Origin of the sequence: Citrobacter werkmanii (assembly GCF_008693645.1) — a bacterium.
Taxonomy (GTDB): domain Bacteria; phylum Pseudomonadota; class Gammaproteobacteria; order Enterobacterales; family Enterobacteriaceae; genus Citrobacter; species Citrobacter werkmanii.
Window position 1 is genome coordinate 3244073 of the sequence record NZ_CP044101.1, and the last position, 17869, is coordinate 3261941.

The 17869-nt window shown below is 54.2% G+C and carries 12 protein-coding genes; 9 read left to right on the forward strand and 3 right to left on the reverse strand.

From position 1 onward, the window contains the following. Positions 1-101 precede the first annotated feature (101 nt). Positions 102-1454: a molecular chaperone gene (gene yegD, locus FOB24_RS16410; protein WP_038641815.1), complete on the forward strand. Its 1353-nt coding sequence runs from the start codon at positions 102-104 to the stop codon at positions 1452-1454. A gap of 99 nt (positions 1455-1553) precedes the next feature. On the opposite strand, the gene FOB24_RS16415 is transcribed toward yegD, so the two are convergent. Then, the gene (locus tag FOB24_RS16415) at positions 1554-1613 is read right to left on the reverse strand and encodes a type I toxin-antitoxin system Ibs family toxin (RefSeq protein WP_106672390.1); all 60 of its coding nucleotides are present in this window, start codon (positions 1611-1613) and stop codon (positions 1554-1556) included. A 279-nt stretch (positions 1614-1892) separates the two neighbouring features. Between FOB24_RS16415 and FOB24_RS16420 the strand changes: the two genes are divergently transcribed. The 7 genes from FOB24_RS16420 (at position 1893) to trhP (ending at position 14401) form a co-directional block, all read left to right on the forward strand. After that, a complete protein-coding gene (locus tag FOB24_RS16420; RefSeq protein WP_150345186.1) occupies positions 1893-3140 on the forward strand; it encodes an MdtA/MuxA family multidrug efflux RND transporter periplasmic adaptor subunit in 1248 nt (415 codons plus the stop codon). Next, the gene (locus FOB24_RS16425) at positions 3140-6262 is read left to right on the forward strand and encodes an MdtB/MuxB family multidrug efflux RND transporter permease subunit (protein ID WP_150345187.1); all 3123 of its coding nucleotides are present in this window, start codon (positions 3140-3142) and stop codon (positions 6260-6262) included. The genes FOB24_RS16420 and FOB24_RS16425 overlap by 1 nt, the downstream gene beginning before the upstream one ends. Further along, complete coding sequence (gene mdtC / locus FOB24_RS16430) at positions 6263-9343, forward strand: multidrug efflux RND transporter permease subunit MdtC (protein WP_038641823.1); 3081 nt, start codon at positions 6263-6265, stop codon at positions 9341-9343. It begins immediately after the preceding gene. Then, entirely contained in the window at positions 9340-10752 is a 1413-nt protein-coding gene (gene mdtD / locus FOB24_RS16435; RefSeq protein WP_150345188.1) for an MFS transporter, read from the forward strand. The genes mdtC and mdtD overlap by 4 nt, the downstream gene beginning before the upstream one ends. Beyond that, complete coding sequence (gene baeS, locus FOB24_RS16440; RefSeq protein ID WP_085047912.1) at positions 10752-12155, forward strand: envelope stress sensor histidine kinase BaeS; 1404 nt, start codon at positions 10752-10754, stop codon at positions 12153-12155. The genes mdtD and baeS overlap by 1 nt, the downstream gene beginning before the upstream one ends. Continuing rightward, positions 12152-12874: an envelope stress response regulator BaeR gene (gene baeR / locus FOB24_RS16445; protein WP_038641831.1), complete on the forward strand. Its 723-nt coding sequence runs from the start codon at positions 12152-12154 to the stop codon at positions 12872-12874. Before baeS ends, baeR begins: the two co-directional genes overlap by 4 nt. A gap of 165 nt (positions 12875-13039) precedes the next feature. Continuing rightward, positions 13040-14401 (forward strand): prephenate-dependent tRNA uridine(34) hydroxylase TrhP, encoded by a 1362-nt coding sequence (gene trhP / locus FOB24_RS16450; protein WP_150345189.1) that lies wholly within the window; start codon positions 13040-13042, stop codon positions 14399-14401. A 268-nt stretch (positions 14402-14669) separates the two neighbouring features. Here trhP and clpA read toward each other — a convergent pair whose 3' ends face one another. Together clpA and clpS are read right to left on the reverse strand one after the other, a co-directional pair. Then, positions 14670-16946, reverse strand: coding sequence for an ATP-dependent Clp protease ATP-binding subunit ClpA (gene clpA, locus FOB24_RS16455; protein WP_038641840.1), 2277 nt, complete (start codon positions 16944-16946; stop codon positions 14670-14672). A 30-nt stretch (positions 16947-16976) separates the two neighbouring features. After that, on the reverse strand, positions 16977-17297 hold the full coding sequence (gene clpS, locus FOB24_RS16460; protein ID WP_006683877.1) for an ATP-dependent Clp protease adapter ClpS: 321 nt from the start codon (positions 17295-17297) through the stop codon (positions 16977-16979). A 323-nt stretch (positions 17298-17620) separates the two neighbouring features. Between clpS and cspD the strand changes: the two genes are divergently transcribed. Further along, positions 17621-17845, forward strand: coding sequence for a cold shock-like protein CspD (cspD, locus tag FOB24_RS16465; RefSeq protein WP_003036813.1), 225 nt, complete (start codon positions 17621-17623; stop codon positions 17843-17845). Positions 17846-17869: the final 24 nt, after the last annotated feature.

Below are 17869 nucleotides of genomic sequence, written 5' to 3' on the forward strand. Positions count from 1 at the left end.
CGGTATTCAAACGATACGCCTTGCTTTCATATTCCAGTTGTCGGGACGTCGACATTTCGTTAAAGTCACGCCCCTTCTTCACTGGCATGGGGATTTTTACGGTGTTTATTGGTTTTGACTACGGTACGGCAAACTGTTCAGTGGCCGTTATGCAAGACGGGCAGCCACACTTGCTCAAAATGGAAAACAACAGCACGCTTCTGCCCTCAATGCTGTGTGCGCCAACGCGCGAAGCTGTCAGCGAATGGCTGTATCGCCATCACGACGTCCCAACCACGGATGACGAAACGCAGGCGCTGCTGCGTCGTGCGATGCGCTATAACCGCGAAGAAGATATTGAAGTGAATGCCAACAGCGTGCAGTTCGGTCTGGCTTCACTGGGTCACTATATTGACGATCCGGAAGAGGTGTACTTCGTTAAATCACCAAAATCCTTTCTCGGCGCCAGCGGTCTGAAACCGCAGCAGGTTGCGCTGTTTGAGGATCTGGTCTGCGCCATGATGCTGCATATTCGTAATCAGGCACAAAGCCAGTTGCCGGAAGCCATCACCCAGGCCGTTATTGGTCGCCCAATCAACTTCCAGGGTTTAGGTGGCGATGATGCCAATGCTCAAGCGCAGGGGATTCTTGAACGTGCGGCAAAACGCGCTGGTTTTCAGGATGTCGTTTTTCAATACGAACCGGTAGCGGCTGGCCTGGATTACGAAGCCACGCTGCAGGAAGAAAAACGCGTATTGGTCGTGGACATTGGCGGGGGTACGACCGACTGTTCATTGTTGCTGATGGGGCCGCAATGGCATCAACGCGCCGATCGCGAAAATAGCCTGCTGGGGCACAGCGGCTGCCGCGTAGGCGGTAACGATCTGGATATTGCGCTGGCATTTAAACACTTGATGCCGCTCCTCGGCATGGGTGGAGAAACGGAAAAAGGCATCGCCTTACCTATTCTGCCCTGGTGGAACGCGGTCGCGATTAACGATGTCCCCGCGCAAAGTGAGTTCTACAGTAGCGCCAACGGACGCTTACTGAACGATCTTGTGCGCGACGCCCGGGAAGCCGATAAAGTCGCCCTGTTGCTCAAAGTCTGGCGCGAGCGTCTGAGCTACCGCCTGGTACGCAGCGCAGAAGAGAGCAAAATCGCACTGTCAGACCAGAACATCGTTACGGCGGCGATACCGTTTATCAGTGAAACGCTGGCCACCGATATCAGCCAACACGGACTGGAAGCCGCGCTCAATCAGCCCCTGGTGCGCATTCTCGAGCAGGTTCAACTGGCGCTGGAAAACGCGCAGGAAAAACCGGACGTGATTTACCTGACCGGCGGCAGCGCGCGTTCGCCGTTGATCAAAAAAGCTCTCGCAGAGCAGCTTCCGGGGATCCCAATTGCCGGTGGCGATGATTTCGGTTCCGTCACCGCCGGACTGGCCCGCTGGGCTGAGGTTGTTTTCCGCTAAGCCGCTCGCATGCTGAAAAGGACGTGTATTGACATCACCTTAGCTGTAGCTTATTTTCAGGAGTGAGGGTTAGGGAAGGTTTCCCCTCCCCTTGGTGTCTTAGTAAGCCGGTAAGCTAATCACTAAGAGTATCACCAGTATGATGACGTACTTCATCATAACCCTTTCCTTATTTTGGCCCCTTCCTCAGGAGGGGCTTTCCCGTTCCAGCGTCCCGCTGAAATCTCTGGCTTACCTCCTTTTTGCCTTGAACGCACTCTAACGCACTATTTCTTGTTCGCCGTTTTCACCGCTTAATGTTGCGTAATACCTCGCAAAGCCGCGTCAGCATTCAGACGAATCCCGACAGTGTTTCATAATTCCTCCATTTTTCTCCCTTGTTCGCTGGCTAAACTAGTATCATTCCGCGAATCGTTTCAGGATGAGAAACTCATAACAATGAAAGGCAGTAACAAATCCCGCCAGGTGATAGCAATTGTGATCGTCGTGGCCGCCATCGCCGCATTCTGGTTCTGGCAAAGCCGCAGTGAACCCCAGGGAACCGCACCAGGCGCGACTAAACCAGCACAGCACTCGCCAGGGGCTGGGCGTCGTGGTATGCGTTCCGGGCCGTTGGCTCCCGTTCAGGCTGCCACCGCCACCGAGGAAGCCGTTCCACGTTATCTGACGGGGCTAGGCACCATTACTGCCGCCAATACCGCTACGGTGCGAAGCCGGGTAGATGGCCAGCTCATCGCGTTACACTTCGAGGAAGGGCAACAGGTAAAAGCTGGCGACCTGCTGGCAGAGATAGACCCCAGCCAGTTTAAAGTTGCTCTGGCTCAGGCGCAGGGGCAACTGGCAAAAGATAAAGCCACGCTGGCGAATGCCCGTCGCGACCTTGCGCGTTATCAGCAGTTGGTAAAAACCAATCTGGTCTCCCGCCAGGAGCTGGATGCCCAACAGGCGCTGGTAAATGAGACGTTAGGGACAATCAAAGCGGATGAAGCCAGCGTCGCCAGCGCCCAATTGCAGCTCGACTGGAGCCGTATAACTGCCCCTGTCGATGGTCGGGTCGGTTTGAAGCAGGTGGATGTTGGCAACCAGATTTCCAGCGGCGATACCACCGGTATCGTCGTCATTACACAAACCCATCCTATCGACCTGATATTTACCTTACCTGAAAACGACATCGCCACCGTGTTACGGGCGCAAAAATCGGGAAACCCGCTGAAAGTCGAAGCCTGGGACCGTACTAATTCGCAAAAACTGAGCGAAGGCGTCCTGCTGAGTCTCGACAATCAGATCGACACGAGCACCGGAACCATCAAAGTTAAGGCCCGGTTTAACAATCAGGATGATGCCTTATTCCCGAACCAGTTCGTTAACGCCCGCATGCTGGTCGACACGGAACAAAATGCCGTAGTCATCCCCACGGCCGCCCTGCAAATGGGTAATGAAGGTCACTTTGTCTGGGTGCTGAACAGCGACAATAAGGTGAGTAAACACCTGGTGAAACCGGGTATCCAGGATAGCCAGAAAGTGGTGATTACCGCCGGGCTGTCCGCAGGAGATCGCGTGGTGACCGACGGTATTGACCGCCTGACGGAAGGGGCAAAAGTTGAAGTCGTGGAGGGGCAAGACGCCTCAGTGACAGACGAGAAAACTGCGCCGCGCGGCTACGGCAAAAAAGGAGCTAACTCCTGATGCAGGTGTTATCACCAGGCAACTCAGGCGGCCCATCGCGCCTGTTTATTCTGCGCCCCGTCGCCACCACGCTGCTGATGGTCGCCATTTTGTTGGCCGGTATTATCGGTTATCGTTTCTTGCCGATCGCCGCCTTACCGGAAGTGGATTACCCCACGATTCAGGTCGTAACGCTCTACCCCGGCGCCAGCCCGGACGTCATGACCTCGGCAGTGACCGCGCCGCTTGAACGTCAGTTTGGACAGATGTCCGGCTTAAAACAGATGTCATCGCAAAGTTCCGGCGGCGCCTCGGTCGTGACATTGCAGTTTCAACTGACGCTCCCGCTGGATGTCGCCGAGCAGGAAGTACAGGCCGCAATTAACGCCGCGACCAATTTATTACCGGGCGATCTGCCCAACCCGCCGGTTTACAGCAAGGTAAACCCGGCGGATCCACCAATCATGACGCTGGCTGTCACCTCCAGCGCCATGCCGATGACGCAGGTGGAAGATATGGTCGAAACCCGCGTCGCACAGAAAATCTCTCAGGTTTCCGGCGTGGGTCTGGTAACGCTTTCCGGTGGGCAACGTCCGGCCGTCCGCGTCAAGCTTAATGCGCAGGCCATTGCCGCGCTCGGTCTGACCAGCGAAACCATTCGTACGGCAATTACCGGCGCTAACGTCAATTCGGCCAAAGGCAGTCTTGATGGCCCAACGCGCGCCGTCACTCTCTCAGCTAACGACCAGATGCAGTCTGCAGATGAATATCGTCAGCTGATTATTGCCTATAAAAACGGTGCGCCGGTACGTCTGGGCGATGTCGCGACCGTGGAGCAAGGGGCAGAAAATAGCTGGCTGGGCGCATGGGCCAATAAGCAACAAGCCATTGTGATGAATGTTCAGCGCCAGCCTGGGGCAAACATCATTTCCACTGCTGACAGCATCCGCCAAATGCTGCCGCAGCTCACTGAAAGCCTGCCTAAATCAGTAAAAGTCAGCGTGCTTTCGGATCGTACAACCAATATTCGTGCATCCGTAGCTGATACCCAGTTTGAGCTGATGCTGGCGATTGCGCTGGTTGTTATGATTATCTACCTGTTTCTGCGCAATATCCCGGCGACGATTATACCCGCGGTCGCCGTTCCGCTGTCGCTAATCGGCACCTTTGCGGTAATGGTATTTCTTGATTTCTCTATCAATAACCTGACCTTAATGGCGCTAACCATCGCCACCGGTTTTGTGGTGGATGACGCCATCGTGGTGATTGAGAACATTTCACGTTATATCGAAAAAGGCGAAAAACCGCTGACCGCCGCCCTGAAAGGTGCGGGCGAGATTGGTTTTACCATCATCTCTCTGACATTTTCGCTGATCGCCGTGCTGATCCCACTGTTGTTTATGGGCGATATTGTCGGGCGATTGTTCCGCGAGTTTGCCGTAACGCTGGCCGTGGCGATCCTGATTTCTGCGGTGGTGTCGCTCACCCTTACGCCGATGATGTGCGCCCGCATGCTCAGCCAGGCATCGTTACGTAAACAGAACCGCTTCTCTCGCGCTTCGGAACGGATGTTTGATCGCGTCATCGCCGGGTACGGCCACTGGCTGGCAAAGGTGCTCAACCATCCGTGGCTGACGCTCAGCGTGGCGCTTGGCACGCTGGCGCTGAGCGTCATGCTGTGGATCTTTATTCCAAAAGGATTCTTCCCGATACAGGATAACGGCATCATTCAGGGCACGCTGCAGGCGCCGCAGTCCAGTTCGTTTGCCAGCATGGCCCAGCGTCAGCGTCAGGTTTCAGATGTCATCCTGCAAGATCCGGCGGTTGAGAGCCTGACCACTTTTGTTGGCGTGGACGGCACCAATCCGGCATTAAACAGCGCACGTATGCAAATCAACCTTAAGCCACTGGATGAACGTGACGATCGCGTGCAGAAAGTGATCGCGCGGTTACAAGAGGCAGTAAACAACGTTCCCGGCGTCGACCTCTATCTTCAGCCTACGCAGGACCTGACGATTGATACTCAGGTCAGCCGGACGCAATATCAATTCACGCTGCAAGCAACCTCCCTGGATGCGCTCAGCACCTGGGTTCCCCAACTGTTGGAAAAGCTACAACAGCTTCCGCAGGTGTCTGATGTCAGCAGTGACTGGCAGGACAAAGGGCTGGTAGCCTATGTGAACGTCAATCGCGACAGCGCCAGCCGTTTAGGCATCAGCATGGCGGATGTCGATAACGCCCTGTACAACGCCTTCGGCCAGCGCCTGATTTCAACCATCTATACGCAGGCAAACCAGTATCGCGTCGTGTTAGAACATGACACCAACACGACGCCAGGGCTTGCGGCCATGGACACTGTTCGTCTGACCAGTAGCGACGGCGGCGTGGTGCCGCTCAGCGCTATCGCCAGCATTGAACAGCGTTTTGCACCACTGTCGATTAACCATCTCGATCAGTTCCCGGTGACAACCATCTCGTTCAATGTGCCAGACGACTATTCATTGGGCGATGCGGTACAGGCGATTCTCGATGCCGAAAAAACGCTTAACCTGCCAGCAAACATTACCACCCAGTTCCAGGGCAGTACGTTGGCCTTCCAGGCCGCGTTGGGCAACACTATCTGGCTAATTGTGGCAGCGGTTGTCGCGATGTATATCGTACTCGGCGTGCTGTATGAAAGCTTTATTCACCCGATTACCATTCTCTCCACGCTGCCCACGGCAGGCGTTGGCGCACTGCTGGCGTTAATGATTGCCGGCAGCGAACTGGACGTCATTGCGATTATCGGCATTATTTTGCTCATCGGTATCGTCAAGAAAAACGCCATCATGATGATCGACTTTGCCCTGGCCGCAGAGCGCGAACAGGGTATGGCGCCGCGTGAAGCTATTTTCCAGGCCTGCTTGCTGCGTTTTCGCCCGATCCTGATGACCACGCTGGCGGCGCTGCTGGGCGCGTTGCCCCTGATGTTAAGTACCGGTGTGGGTGCTGAATTACGCCGTCCATTAGGGATTGGTATGGTCGGTGGTCTGCTGTTAAGCCAGGTATTAACGCTGTTCACCACCCCGGTGATTTATCTGCTGTTTGATCGTTTGTCGCTGTATGTGAAAAGCCGTTTCCCACGTCAGGAAGAGGAAGCGTAAATGAAATTTTTCGCGCTTTTCATTCATCGTCCGGTGGCGACTATTCTCATTTCTGTGGCCATCACTCTGTGCGGCATACTGGGCTTTCGTCTGCTGCCGGTGGCCCCGCTGCCGCAGGTGGATTTCCCGGTGATTATGGTTAGCGCCTCATTACCCGGCGCATCTCCTGAAACGATGGCCTCCTCCGTCGCCACCCCGCTGGAGCGCTCTCTGGGCCGCATCGCGGGCGTGAATGAAATGACCTCAAGCAGTTCGCTTGGCAGCACACGCATTATTCTCGAATTTAATTTCGACCGTGACATCAACGGCGCTGCGCGAGACGTTCAGGCCGCGATTAACGCCGCACAAAGCCTGCTACCAAGCGGAATGCCCAGTCGCCCAACGTACCGCAAAGCCAACCCTTCCGACGCGCCGATAATGATCCTGACGCTCACTTCTGATACGTATTCTCAGGGTGAGTTGTACGATTTCGCCTCGACCCAACTGGCGCAAACCATCGCGCAAATCGACGGCGTCGGTGACGTGGATGTGGGAGGCAGTTCTCTGCCCGCCGTGCGTGTAGGACTCAACCCGCAAGCGTTGTTTAACCAGGGCGTCTCACTCGACGACGTGCGTAGCGCAATTGATAACGCCAATGTGCGTAAGCCGCAGGGAGCTATCGAGAGTGAAACACATCGTTGGCAGGTACAAACCAACGATGAGCTGAAAACGGCAGCCGAATACCAACCCATTATCATCCACTACAATAACGGCGCTGCGGTGAGGTTAGGTGACGTTGCGTCGGTGAGCGACTCGGTGCAGGACGTGCGCAATGCGGGGATGACCAATGCCAAACCGGCCATCCTGCTGATGATCCGCAAACTGCCGGAAGCCAATATCATTCAGACAGTAGACAGCATCCGGGCCAAACTACCGGAGTTACAAGCCCTGGTCCCGGCCGCCATCGACCTGCAAATTGCCCAGGACCGCTCTCCGACCATTCGCGCCTCGCTGGAGGAAGTTGAACAGACGCTGATTATCTCCGTGGCGCTGGTCATCCTGGTGGTCTTTGTCTTTCTGCGTTCCGGACGCGCAACACTTATCCCCGCCGTCGCGGTTCCGGTCTCGCTAATCGGCACATTTGCCGCCATGTATTTGTGCGGATTCAGCCTGAACAACCTGTCGTTAATGGCGCTAACCATTGCCACGGGTTTTGTCGTCGATGACGCCATCGTGGTACTGGAAAATATTGCCCGCCATCTGGAAGCCGGAATGAAACCACTTCAGGCAGCGTTACAAGGCACGCGCGAAGTCGGTTTTACGGTGCTCTCCATGAGCCTGTCACTGGTGGCAGTGTTTCTGCCGCTGCTGCTGATGGGCGGCCTGCCGGGGCGGCTGTTACGCGAATTTGCCGTCACGCTGTCGGTTGCCATCGGCATTTCCCTGCTGGTGTCGCTGACATTAACGCCAATGATGTGCGGCTGGATGCTTAAATCCAGCGCCCCGCGCGCGCAGACGCGTAAGCGGGGATTTGGTCGCGTGTTGGTAGCGCTGCAACAGAGTTACGGCACATCGCTTAAATGGGTACTGCGCCATACGCGGCTGGTGGGCGTGGTATTACTCGGTACCATTGCGCTGAACATTTGGCTCTACATTTCCATCCCGAAAACCTTCTTCCCTGAGCAGGATACAGGCGTATTGATGGGTGGGATCCAGGCTGACCAAAGCATCTCTTTCCAGGCGATGCGCGGCAAACTGCAGGACTTTATGCAGATCATCCGCGACGATCCGGCGGTGAATAATGTCACTGGCTTCACCGGCGGTTCCCGGGTCAATAGCGGGATGATGTTTATTACCCTCAAGCCACGCGATGAACGCCGTGAAAGCGCGCAACAGGTGATCGACCGCCTGCGCGTCGCGCTGGCAAAAGAGCCGGGCGCGAATCTGTTTCTGATGGCAGTGCAGGATATTCGCGTCGGCGGACGCCAGGCCAACGCCAGCTATCAGTACACATTGCTGTCCGACGACCTGGCGGCGCTGCGTGAATGGGAACCTAAAATTCGTAAGGCGTTAGCCGCCCTGCCCCAACTGGCGGACGTCAACTCCGATCAGCAGGACAATGGCGCGGAGATGAATCTGATTTACGATCGCGACACCATGTCCCGTCTGGGAATCGATGTTGCCGCCGCCAACAGCCTATTGAATAACGCTTTCGGACAACGGCAGATTTCGACAATTTATCAGCCCATGAACCAGTACAAAGTGGTGATGGAGGTCGATCGGCGCTATACCCAGGATATTAGCGCGCTGGACAAAATGTTCGTCATCAACAATGACGGTAAGGCGATCCCATTATCGTATTTTGCCAAATGGCAACCGGCGAATGCCCCGCTGTCGGTGAATCATCAGGGCTTGTCCGCCGCGTCAACGGTGTCGTTTAACCTGCCGACGGGCTCTTCACTTTCTGAAGCGACAGAGGCCATCAACAGGACGATGACCCAGCTTGGCGTGCCCTCAACGGTTCGCGGTAGTTTTGCCGGTACCGCGCAGGTCTTTCAGGACACCATGAACTCGCAGGTGATCCTGATTATCGCGGCCATCGCAACGGTCTACATTGTGTTGGGCATGCTGTATGAAAGTTATGTTCACCCTCTGACTATTCTTTCCACACTGCCTTCAGCGGGCGTCGGGGCGTTACTGGCACTGGAGCTATTCAATGCCCCGTTCAGCCTAATCGCCCTGATAGGGATCATGCTATTAATTGGTATTGTGAAGAAAAACGCCATCATGATGGTCGATTTTGCGTTGGAAGCGCAGAGAAACGGTAAGTTGCAACCGGAGGAAGCCATTTTCCAGGCCTGCCTGTTACGCTTTCGCCCAATAATGATGACCACGCTGGCTGCGCTGTTTGGCGCGCTGCCGCTGGTGTTATCCGCAGGTGATGGCTCCGAACTGCGCCAGCCATTAGGGATCACCATCGTCGGCGGGCTGGTAGTGAGTCAACTCCTGACGCTGTACACCACGCCCGTGGTGTATCTCTTTTTCGACCGTCTGCGTCTGCGTTTTTCGCGTAAAAATAGCAAACCGGTAGCCGAGTTATGACAGAACTTCCCGACAGCATCCGCTGGCAACTTTGGATTGTGGCATTTGGCTTTTTTATGCAGTCGCTGGATACCACCATCGTTAATACCGCGCTTCCTTCGATGGCCGCCAGCCTCGGAGAAAGCCCGTTACATATGCATATGGTCATTGTGTCGTATGTATTAACCGTTGCCGTAATGCTGCCTGCCAGCGGATGGCTGGCCGATAAAGTTGGCGTGCGCAATATCTTCTTCACCGCCATCATCCTGTTTACGCTTGGCTCGCTGTTTTGCGCGTGGTCCGGCACGCTCAACGAGCTGGTGATGGCGCGCGTCTTACAAGGCGTTGGCGGCGCGATGATGGTGCCGGTTGGCAGGCTAACGGTGATGAAAATCGTCCCGCGTGAGCAATATATGGCGGCGATGACGTTTGTCACGTTACCCGGTCAGATTGGCCCATTGTTGGGTCCGGCGTTAGGCGGCGTTCTGGTCGAGTATGCCTCCTGGCACTGGATATTTTTGCTGAACATTCCGGTTGGTATTGTCGGCGCGATAGCAACGTTAATGCTGATGCCCAACTATACGATGCAAACGCGACGCTTTGATCTTTCGGGATTCGCGATGCTGGCGGTCGGCATGGCGGTGCTAACGGTGGCGCTCGATGGCAGTAAAGGAACCGGCATCTCCGGTATTACGCTGGCAGCGCTGGTTATCTGCGGGGTGTTGGCTATTGCGCTGTATCTGAAACACGCCCATCGTAATCCACGCGCGCTGTTTAGTTTGAATCTGTTTCACACACCAACCTTCTCGTTAGGTCTGCTCGGCAGTTTTGCCGGACGCATCGGCAGCGGTATGCTGCCGTTTATGACGCCGGTGTTTTTACAGATTGGCCTCGGTTTTTCACCTTTTCATGCCGGGCTGATGATGGTCCCGATGGTGCTCGGCAGTATGAGCATGAAGCGCATTGTGGTACAGGTCGTTAACCGCTTTGGCTACCGTCGCGTACTGATCGCCACAACGCTTGGCCTGTCGCTGGTCAGCCTGTTGCTGATGACCACCGCGCTGCTCGGCTGGTATTACGCCCTGCCCTTGGTGCTGTTCTTACAGGGAATGGTCAACTCAACGCGTTTTTCGTCCATGAATACCCTTACGCTTAAAGACCTGCCAGACGATCTCGCCAGCAGCGGCAACAGCCTGCTGTCGATGATCATGCAATTGTCGATGAGTATCGGGGTGACTATCGCTGGCCTGTTGCTAGGTATGTTTGGCCAGCAGCATATCGCTATCGACAGCGGCAGTACGCATACCGTCTTTATGTATACCTGGCTGTGCATTGCATTCATTATTGCGCTGCCCGCCATTATTTTTGCCCGCGTGCCGAACGACACGCAAACTAACGCGGTGATTTCACGGCGCAGAAGGAGCACCTGATGAAGTTCTGGCGGCCCGGTATTACCGGCAAACTGTTTCTGGCGATTTTCGCCACCTGCATCGTGTTGCTGATCAGTATGCACTGGGCCGTACGCATTAGCTTCGAACGGGGTTTTATTGACTATATCAAACACGGTAACGAGCAGCGTCTGCAAATGCTCAGCGACGCGTTAAGCGAGCAGTATGAGCAGCATGGCAACTGGCGGTTCTTACGCAATAACGATCGTTTTGTTTTTCAGATCCTGCGCTCATTTGAACACGACAACGACGATGATAAACCTGGTCCCGGCATGCCGCCGCACGGCTGGCGTACCCAATTTTGGGTTGTTGATCAAAACGCTCGCGTGTTGGTCGGCCCGCGCGCTCCGGTCCCTCACGACGGTATGCGCCATCCTATCCGCGTCAACGGTAGCGAAGTGGGTGCCGTGATTGCCTCTCCCGTAGAGCGCTTAACGCGAAATACGGATATCAATTTCGACATGCAGCAAAGACGCTCCAGTTGGCTTATCGTCGCACTCTCCACAATTCTGGCGGCGCTGGCAACGTTTACGCTGGCGCGCAGCCTGTTGGCCCCGGTCAAGCGACTGGTGGAAGGCACGCATAAACTGGCGGCAGGCGATTTCACCACCCGCGTTGCGCCGACCAGTACCGATGAGCTGGGCAAACTGGCGCAAGACTTCAACCAGCTTGCCAGTACGCTGGAAAAAAACCAGCAGATGCGGCGTGACTTTATGGCCGATATTTCTCACGAACTGCGTACGCCGTTGGCGGTGCTACGCGGCGAGCTGGAAGCCATTCAGGATGGCGTACGCCAGTTTACTCCTGACTCCATTACCTCTTTACAGGCAGAAGTCGCAACGCTCACCAAACTGGTGGACGATCTTCATCAGCTCTCCATGTCCGATGAAGGCGCGCTGGCCTATCAGAAAACATCGCTGGATCTTATTCCCCTGCTGGAAGTGGCAAGCGGTGCATTTCGTGAACGCTTTGCCAGTCGTGGATTGACGATACAACTTTCTCTCCCGGACAGCATGACGGTATTTGGCGACAGAGATCGTCTGATGCAATTATTCAACAATCTGCTGGAAAACAGCCTGCGCTATACCGACAGCGGCGGCGGGCTGCATATCAGCGCCGAACAACGTGAACGAATGGTGTTATTAACCTTCGCGGATTCCGCTCCCGGCGTGAGTGAAGAGCAGTTGCAGAAGCTGTTTGAACGGTTTTATCGCACCGAAGGCTCGCGTAACCGCGCCAGCGGAGGTTCCGGCCTGGGGCTGGCGATTTGCGTCAATATCGTCCAGGCGCATAATGGTCTGATCCGCGCCGCCCATTCGCCTTTTGGCGGGGTTAGCATTACAGTAGAGCTACCGCTCGAACGCGATTTACAGAGAGATGTATGACAGAGTTACCCATTGATGAAAACACGCCGCGTATTCTGATCGTGGAAGACGAACCCAAGCTGGGACAACTGCTTATCGACTATCTGCGGGCGGCAAGCTACGCGCCTACGCTCATCAGCCATGGCGATCTGGTTCTGCCTTACGTACGTCAAACGCCGCCCGATCTGATCTTATTGGATCTGATGCTGCCCGGCACCGATGGCCTGACCCTGTGTCGGGAAATTCGCCGTTTCTCTGAAGTTCCCATCATGATGGTAACCGCAAAAATCGAAGAGATTGATCGCCTGCTGGGACTGGAGATTGGTGCGGATGATTATATTTGTAAACCCTACAGCCCGCGCGAAGTCGTCGCTCGCGTGAAGACGATCCTGCGTCGTTGTAAACCTCAGCGCGAACTGCAACAAATGGATGCAGACAGCCCGCTAATTGTCGACGAAAGTCGTTTTCAGGCGTCGTGGCGGGGGAAAATGCTCGACTTAACGCCCGCGGAATTCCGCTTACTCAAAACGCTGTCACATGAGCCGGGAAAAGTGTTCTCCCGCGAGCAGTTGCTCAACCATCTGTATGACGATTACCGCGTCGTTACCGACCGCACCATCGACAGCCATATTAAGAACCTGCGACGCAAGCTGGAATCGCTGGATGCGGAGCAGTCATTTATCCGCGCGGTGTATGGCGTAGGGTATCGCTGGGAAGCCGATGCGTGCCGAATTGCGTAATCAGCGATAGTCCAAATGATATCGGGTAAGGCGAAGCGACCACCAGCACAATGACTTTACCTGCCCGCCCCTCAGCGCTACAATGCCCGCCCTTAATATGGGGGCACTCCCCTAACCGCCTCATTAAGTGAGGCGAGTCTGACCTGTCATCAGAACGAGATAATTATGTTTAAACCGGAACTCCTTTCCCCGGCGGGAACGCTGAAAAATATGCGTTACGCTTTCGCCTATGGCGCAGATGCTGTCTATGCGGGCCAACCGCGTTATTCACTGCGCGTACGCAACAACGAATTCAACCACGAAAACCTGCAGCTCGGCATTAATGAAGCCCATGAACTGGGTAAAAAATTCTATGTGGTGGTTAATATCGCCCCGCACAATGCCAAGCTGAAGACCTTCATTCGTGATCTGAAACCGGTGGTGGAAATGGGTCCGGATGCGCTGATCATGTCGGACCCGGGTCTGATTATGCTGGTGCGCGAGAACTTCCCTGACATGGATATTCACCTGTCGGTGCAAGCTAATGCCGTTAACTGGGCGACGGTCAAATTCTGGAAGCAGATGGGGCTGACCCGCGTGATCCTCTCTCGTGAACTGTCGCTGGAAGAAATTGAAGAGATCCGTACCCAGGTGCCCGATATGGAGCTTGAGATCTTCGTTCACGGCGCATTGTGCATGGCCTATTCCGGGCGCTGCCTGCTCTCTGGTTACATCAACAAGCGCGACCCGAACCAGGGCACCTGTACCAATGCCTGCCGCTGGGAATACAACGTGCAGGAAGGGAAAGAAGACGTGGTGGGCAATATCGTCCATAAGTACGAGCCGATCCCGGTACAAAACGTCGAACCCACATTGGGTATTGGCGCGCCGACAGATAAAGTCTTTATGATTGAAGAAGCCCAGCGACCTGGTGAGTACATGACCGCTTTCGAAGACGAACACGGCACTTACATCATGAACTCGAAAGATTTGCGTGCTATTGCCCACGTTGAGCGTCTGACGCAGATGGGCGTGCATTCGCTGAAAATCGAAGGCCGTACCAAGTCATACTATTACTGTGCACGTACCGCGCAGGTTTATCGCAAAGCCATTGATGATGCCGCTGCCGGCAAACCATTCGACCCGCAACTGCTGGAAACGCTGGAAGGTCTGGCGCATCGCGGTTACACCGAAGGATTCCTGCGCCGCCATACGCATGACGACTATCAGAACTACGAATACGGCTTCTCTGTGTCAGAGCGTCAGCAGTTTGTTGGCGAATTTACCGGCGAACGTAAAGGCGAACTGGCAGCCGTACTGGTGAAAAACAAATTTACCGTCGGCGACAGCCTGGAGTTGATGACCCCACAGGGCAATATCAACTTTACCCTTGAGCAGATGGAAAACGCGAAAGGCGAAGCCATGCCGGTTGCTCCGGGCGATGGTTACACCGTGTGGATGCCGGTACCTGAGGATATCGATCTGAATTATGCCTTGTTAATGCGTAATTTTGCCGGTGAGTCCACACGTAACCCGCATGCTAAGTAGTTAATTACGGTTATTTTTCAGCGATCGGAAGATTCTTAGAAATCGATCACATACCGTTTCGTTCATTAAGGGTATTATCCCACCCGCTGAAAAACATAACCCATAAATGCTAGCTGTACCAGGAACCACCTCCTTAGCCTGCGTAATCTCCCTTACGCAGGCTTATTTTTTGCCTGCCGGTTAAATACTCCGGGTACCCCCAATTCAAATCACAACATTCAGGCGAAAAAAAACCGGGCATTACGCCCGGCTCATTAGTGATTAGAACTTAATGTGCGGCTTCTGGCTTGTGCTTTTGCGCACTCTGGAAACCATAGGTCAGCTCATTTTTCTCTTTATCCAACTCAACGGTTACCTGACCACCATCCACCAGCGAACCAAACAGCAGTTCGTTGGCCAATGGTTTTTTCAGGTTGTCCTGAACAACACGCGTCATTGGACGTGCGCCCATCGCGCGGTCATAGCCTTTCTCAGCCAGCCAGTTACGTGCTTCCTGGCTTACTTCCAGTGAGACGCCTTTCTGATCCAGCTGTACCTGCAACTCGACAATAAACTTATCAACAACCTGATGAATCACCTCGGTAGAGAGATGGTCGAACCAGATAATATTGTCGAGACGGTTACGGAACTCCGGCGTAAACACTTTTTTGATTTCGCCCATCGCATCAGTGCTGTTGTCCTGATGAATAAGCCCAATCGATTTACGCTCAGTCTCACGTACCCCGGCGTTGGTGGTCATGACCAGCACCACGTTACGGAAGTCCGCCTTACGGCCATTATTGTCGGTCAGCGTACCGTTATCCATTACCTGCAGCAGCAGGTTAAAGACATCCGGGTGCGCTTTTTCGATTTCATCCAACAGCAGGACCGCATGCGGGTGCTTAATGACCGCGTCGGTCAGCAAACCGCCCTGGTCATAACCGACATATCCCGGAGGCGCGCCAATCAGACGACTGACGGTGTGACGTTCCATATACTCGGACATATCAAAACGCAGCAGCTCAATGCCGAGCGCTTTGGACAGCTGCACCGTGACTTCGGTCTTACCAACGCCAGTCGGTCCGGCAAACAGGAATGAACCGACAGGTTTATGCTCATGGCCGAGACCGGCACGGCTCATTTTGATCGCTTCAGTCAGCGCCTCAATGGCTTTATCTTGTCCGAATACCAGCATTTTCAGACGGTTACCCAGATTTTTCAGCGTATCACGATCGCTCTGCGACACGCTCTTCTCCGGGATACGCGCGATGCGGGCCACCACGGACTCAATATCGGCAACGTTAACGGTTTTCTTGCGTTTGCTGACCGGTAACAGACGCGCACGCGCCCCCGCTTCATCGATCACATCAATGGCTTTATCCGGCAGATGACGATCGTTGATGTATTTCACCGCCAGTTCGACCGCGGCACGCACTGCTTTCGCGGTGTAGCGAACGTCATGATGCGCTTCGTATTTCGGTTTCAGACCGTTGATAATCTGCACGGTCTCTTCTACCGACGGCTCAGTGATATCAATTTTCTGGAAACGGCGCGCTAACGCCCGGTCCTTCTCAAAAATATTGCTGAATTCCTGATAGGTCGTGGAGCCTATCACACGGATTTTACCGCTGGAGAGCAGAGGCTTGATTAAGTTCGCCGCATCCACCTGGCCACCCGATGCCGCACCCGCGCCGATAATGGTGTGGATCTCATCAATAAACAGGATGCTGTTGGTATCCTGTTCCAGCTGTTTCAGCAGCGCCTTAAAGCGTTTTTCAAAATCGCCGCGGTATTTGGTGCCCGCCAGCAGCGACCCGATATCCAGAGAGTAAAGGGTGCAGTCCGCCATAACTTCCGGCACGTCGCCCTGGACAATACGCCAGGCAAGGCCTTCGGCAATCGCGGTTTTACCGACGCCAGATTCACCCACCAACAGCGGGTTGTTTTTTCTACGGCGGCAGAGTACCTGAATGGCGCGCTCCAGCTCTTTTTCCCGGCCAATGAGCGGATCAATTCCACCCACACGGGCAAGCTGGTTAAGGTTAGTCGTGAAGTTCTCCATACGGTCCTCCCCGCCAGCTTGCTCTTCGTTATTTGGCTGATTCCCAGAGTCAGAAGACTGACTTGGTTCGTCTTTGCGCGTGCCATGAGAAATAAAATTCACCACGTCCAGACGACTCACTTCATGCTTACGCAGCAGATAGGCCGCCTGAGATTCCTGCTCGCTAAAGATAGCTACCAGAACATTTGCGCCGGTAACTTCATTACGCCCGGAGGACTGAACATGAAAGACCGCGCGTTGCAGTACACGCTGAAAACTCAACGTTGGCTGCGTGTCGCGCTCTTCTTCACTGGCAGGCAATACGGGTGTGGTTTGTTCAATGAAGGCTTCGAGTTCCTGACGGAGCGCCACCAGATCCACAGAACACGCTTCCAGCGCTTCGCGGGCCGATGGGTTACTGAGCAACGCCAGTAACAAGTGCTCGACGGTCATAAACTCATGTCGGTGCTCGCGCGCTCTGGCGAAAGCCATGTTTAAACTGAGTTCCAGTTCTTGATTGAGCATAGGCACCTCCCCCAATATTTATGCCTGCATTCAGGCTTTTTCCAGCGTACACAGCAACGGATGCTCGTTCTCCCTTGCATATTTGTTCACCATCGCGACTTTGGTTTCAGCCACTTCGGCAGTGAATACGCCGCAGATAGCTTTACCTTGATAGTGAACTGCAAGCATCAGTTGCGTTGCACGTTCTACATCATAAGAAAAGAATTTTTGTAACACGTCAATAACAAACTCCATCGGAGTGTAATCATCATTGATTAATATCACTTTATACATAGATGGCGGTTTTAGCGCGTCGCGCAATTTGTCTTCCGCCAGCAGATCGAAATCCAGCCAGTCGTTCGTCTTACTCATTGTCAGTCGTCATCTTCAGTTACGGTTTCCGGCAGAAAATGTTGCCGCTGACAAGCAGCCTATGCACACAATCAATCTACCTCAAGTATTAGATAACTATCATCTATTAGTGTCATCCGCGACATCTGTCACAGAACCGACAATAGCGTTAACTGCTTCAAATTTTGATGCATTTTTACCCTATTCCATCCGTCTGACGCTTGACGCCCCGCCTGATTTCTCTAAATTGTAGTTTCGAGAGTTGGCGAGGTTTTGAACAGCCCCCACTCCGCAACCGGTTCATTCCATCTTACTTATATAAGATCTACGAAGGATGTCGAAGTATGGAAACGGGTACTGTTAAGTGGTTCAACAACGCCAAAGGGTTTGGTTTCATCTGCCCCGAAGGCGGCGGCGAAGACATTTTCGCCCATTACTCCACCATTCAGATGGATGGTTACAGAACGCTAAAAGCCGGACAGTCTGTCCAGTTTGATGTCCACCAGGGGCCAAAAGGCAATCATGCCAGTGTCATCGTGCCTGTCATTGAAGCAGAAGCCGTCGCTTAACCCTTCTGTTTCATTGTGTACATC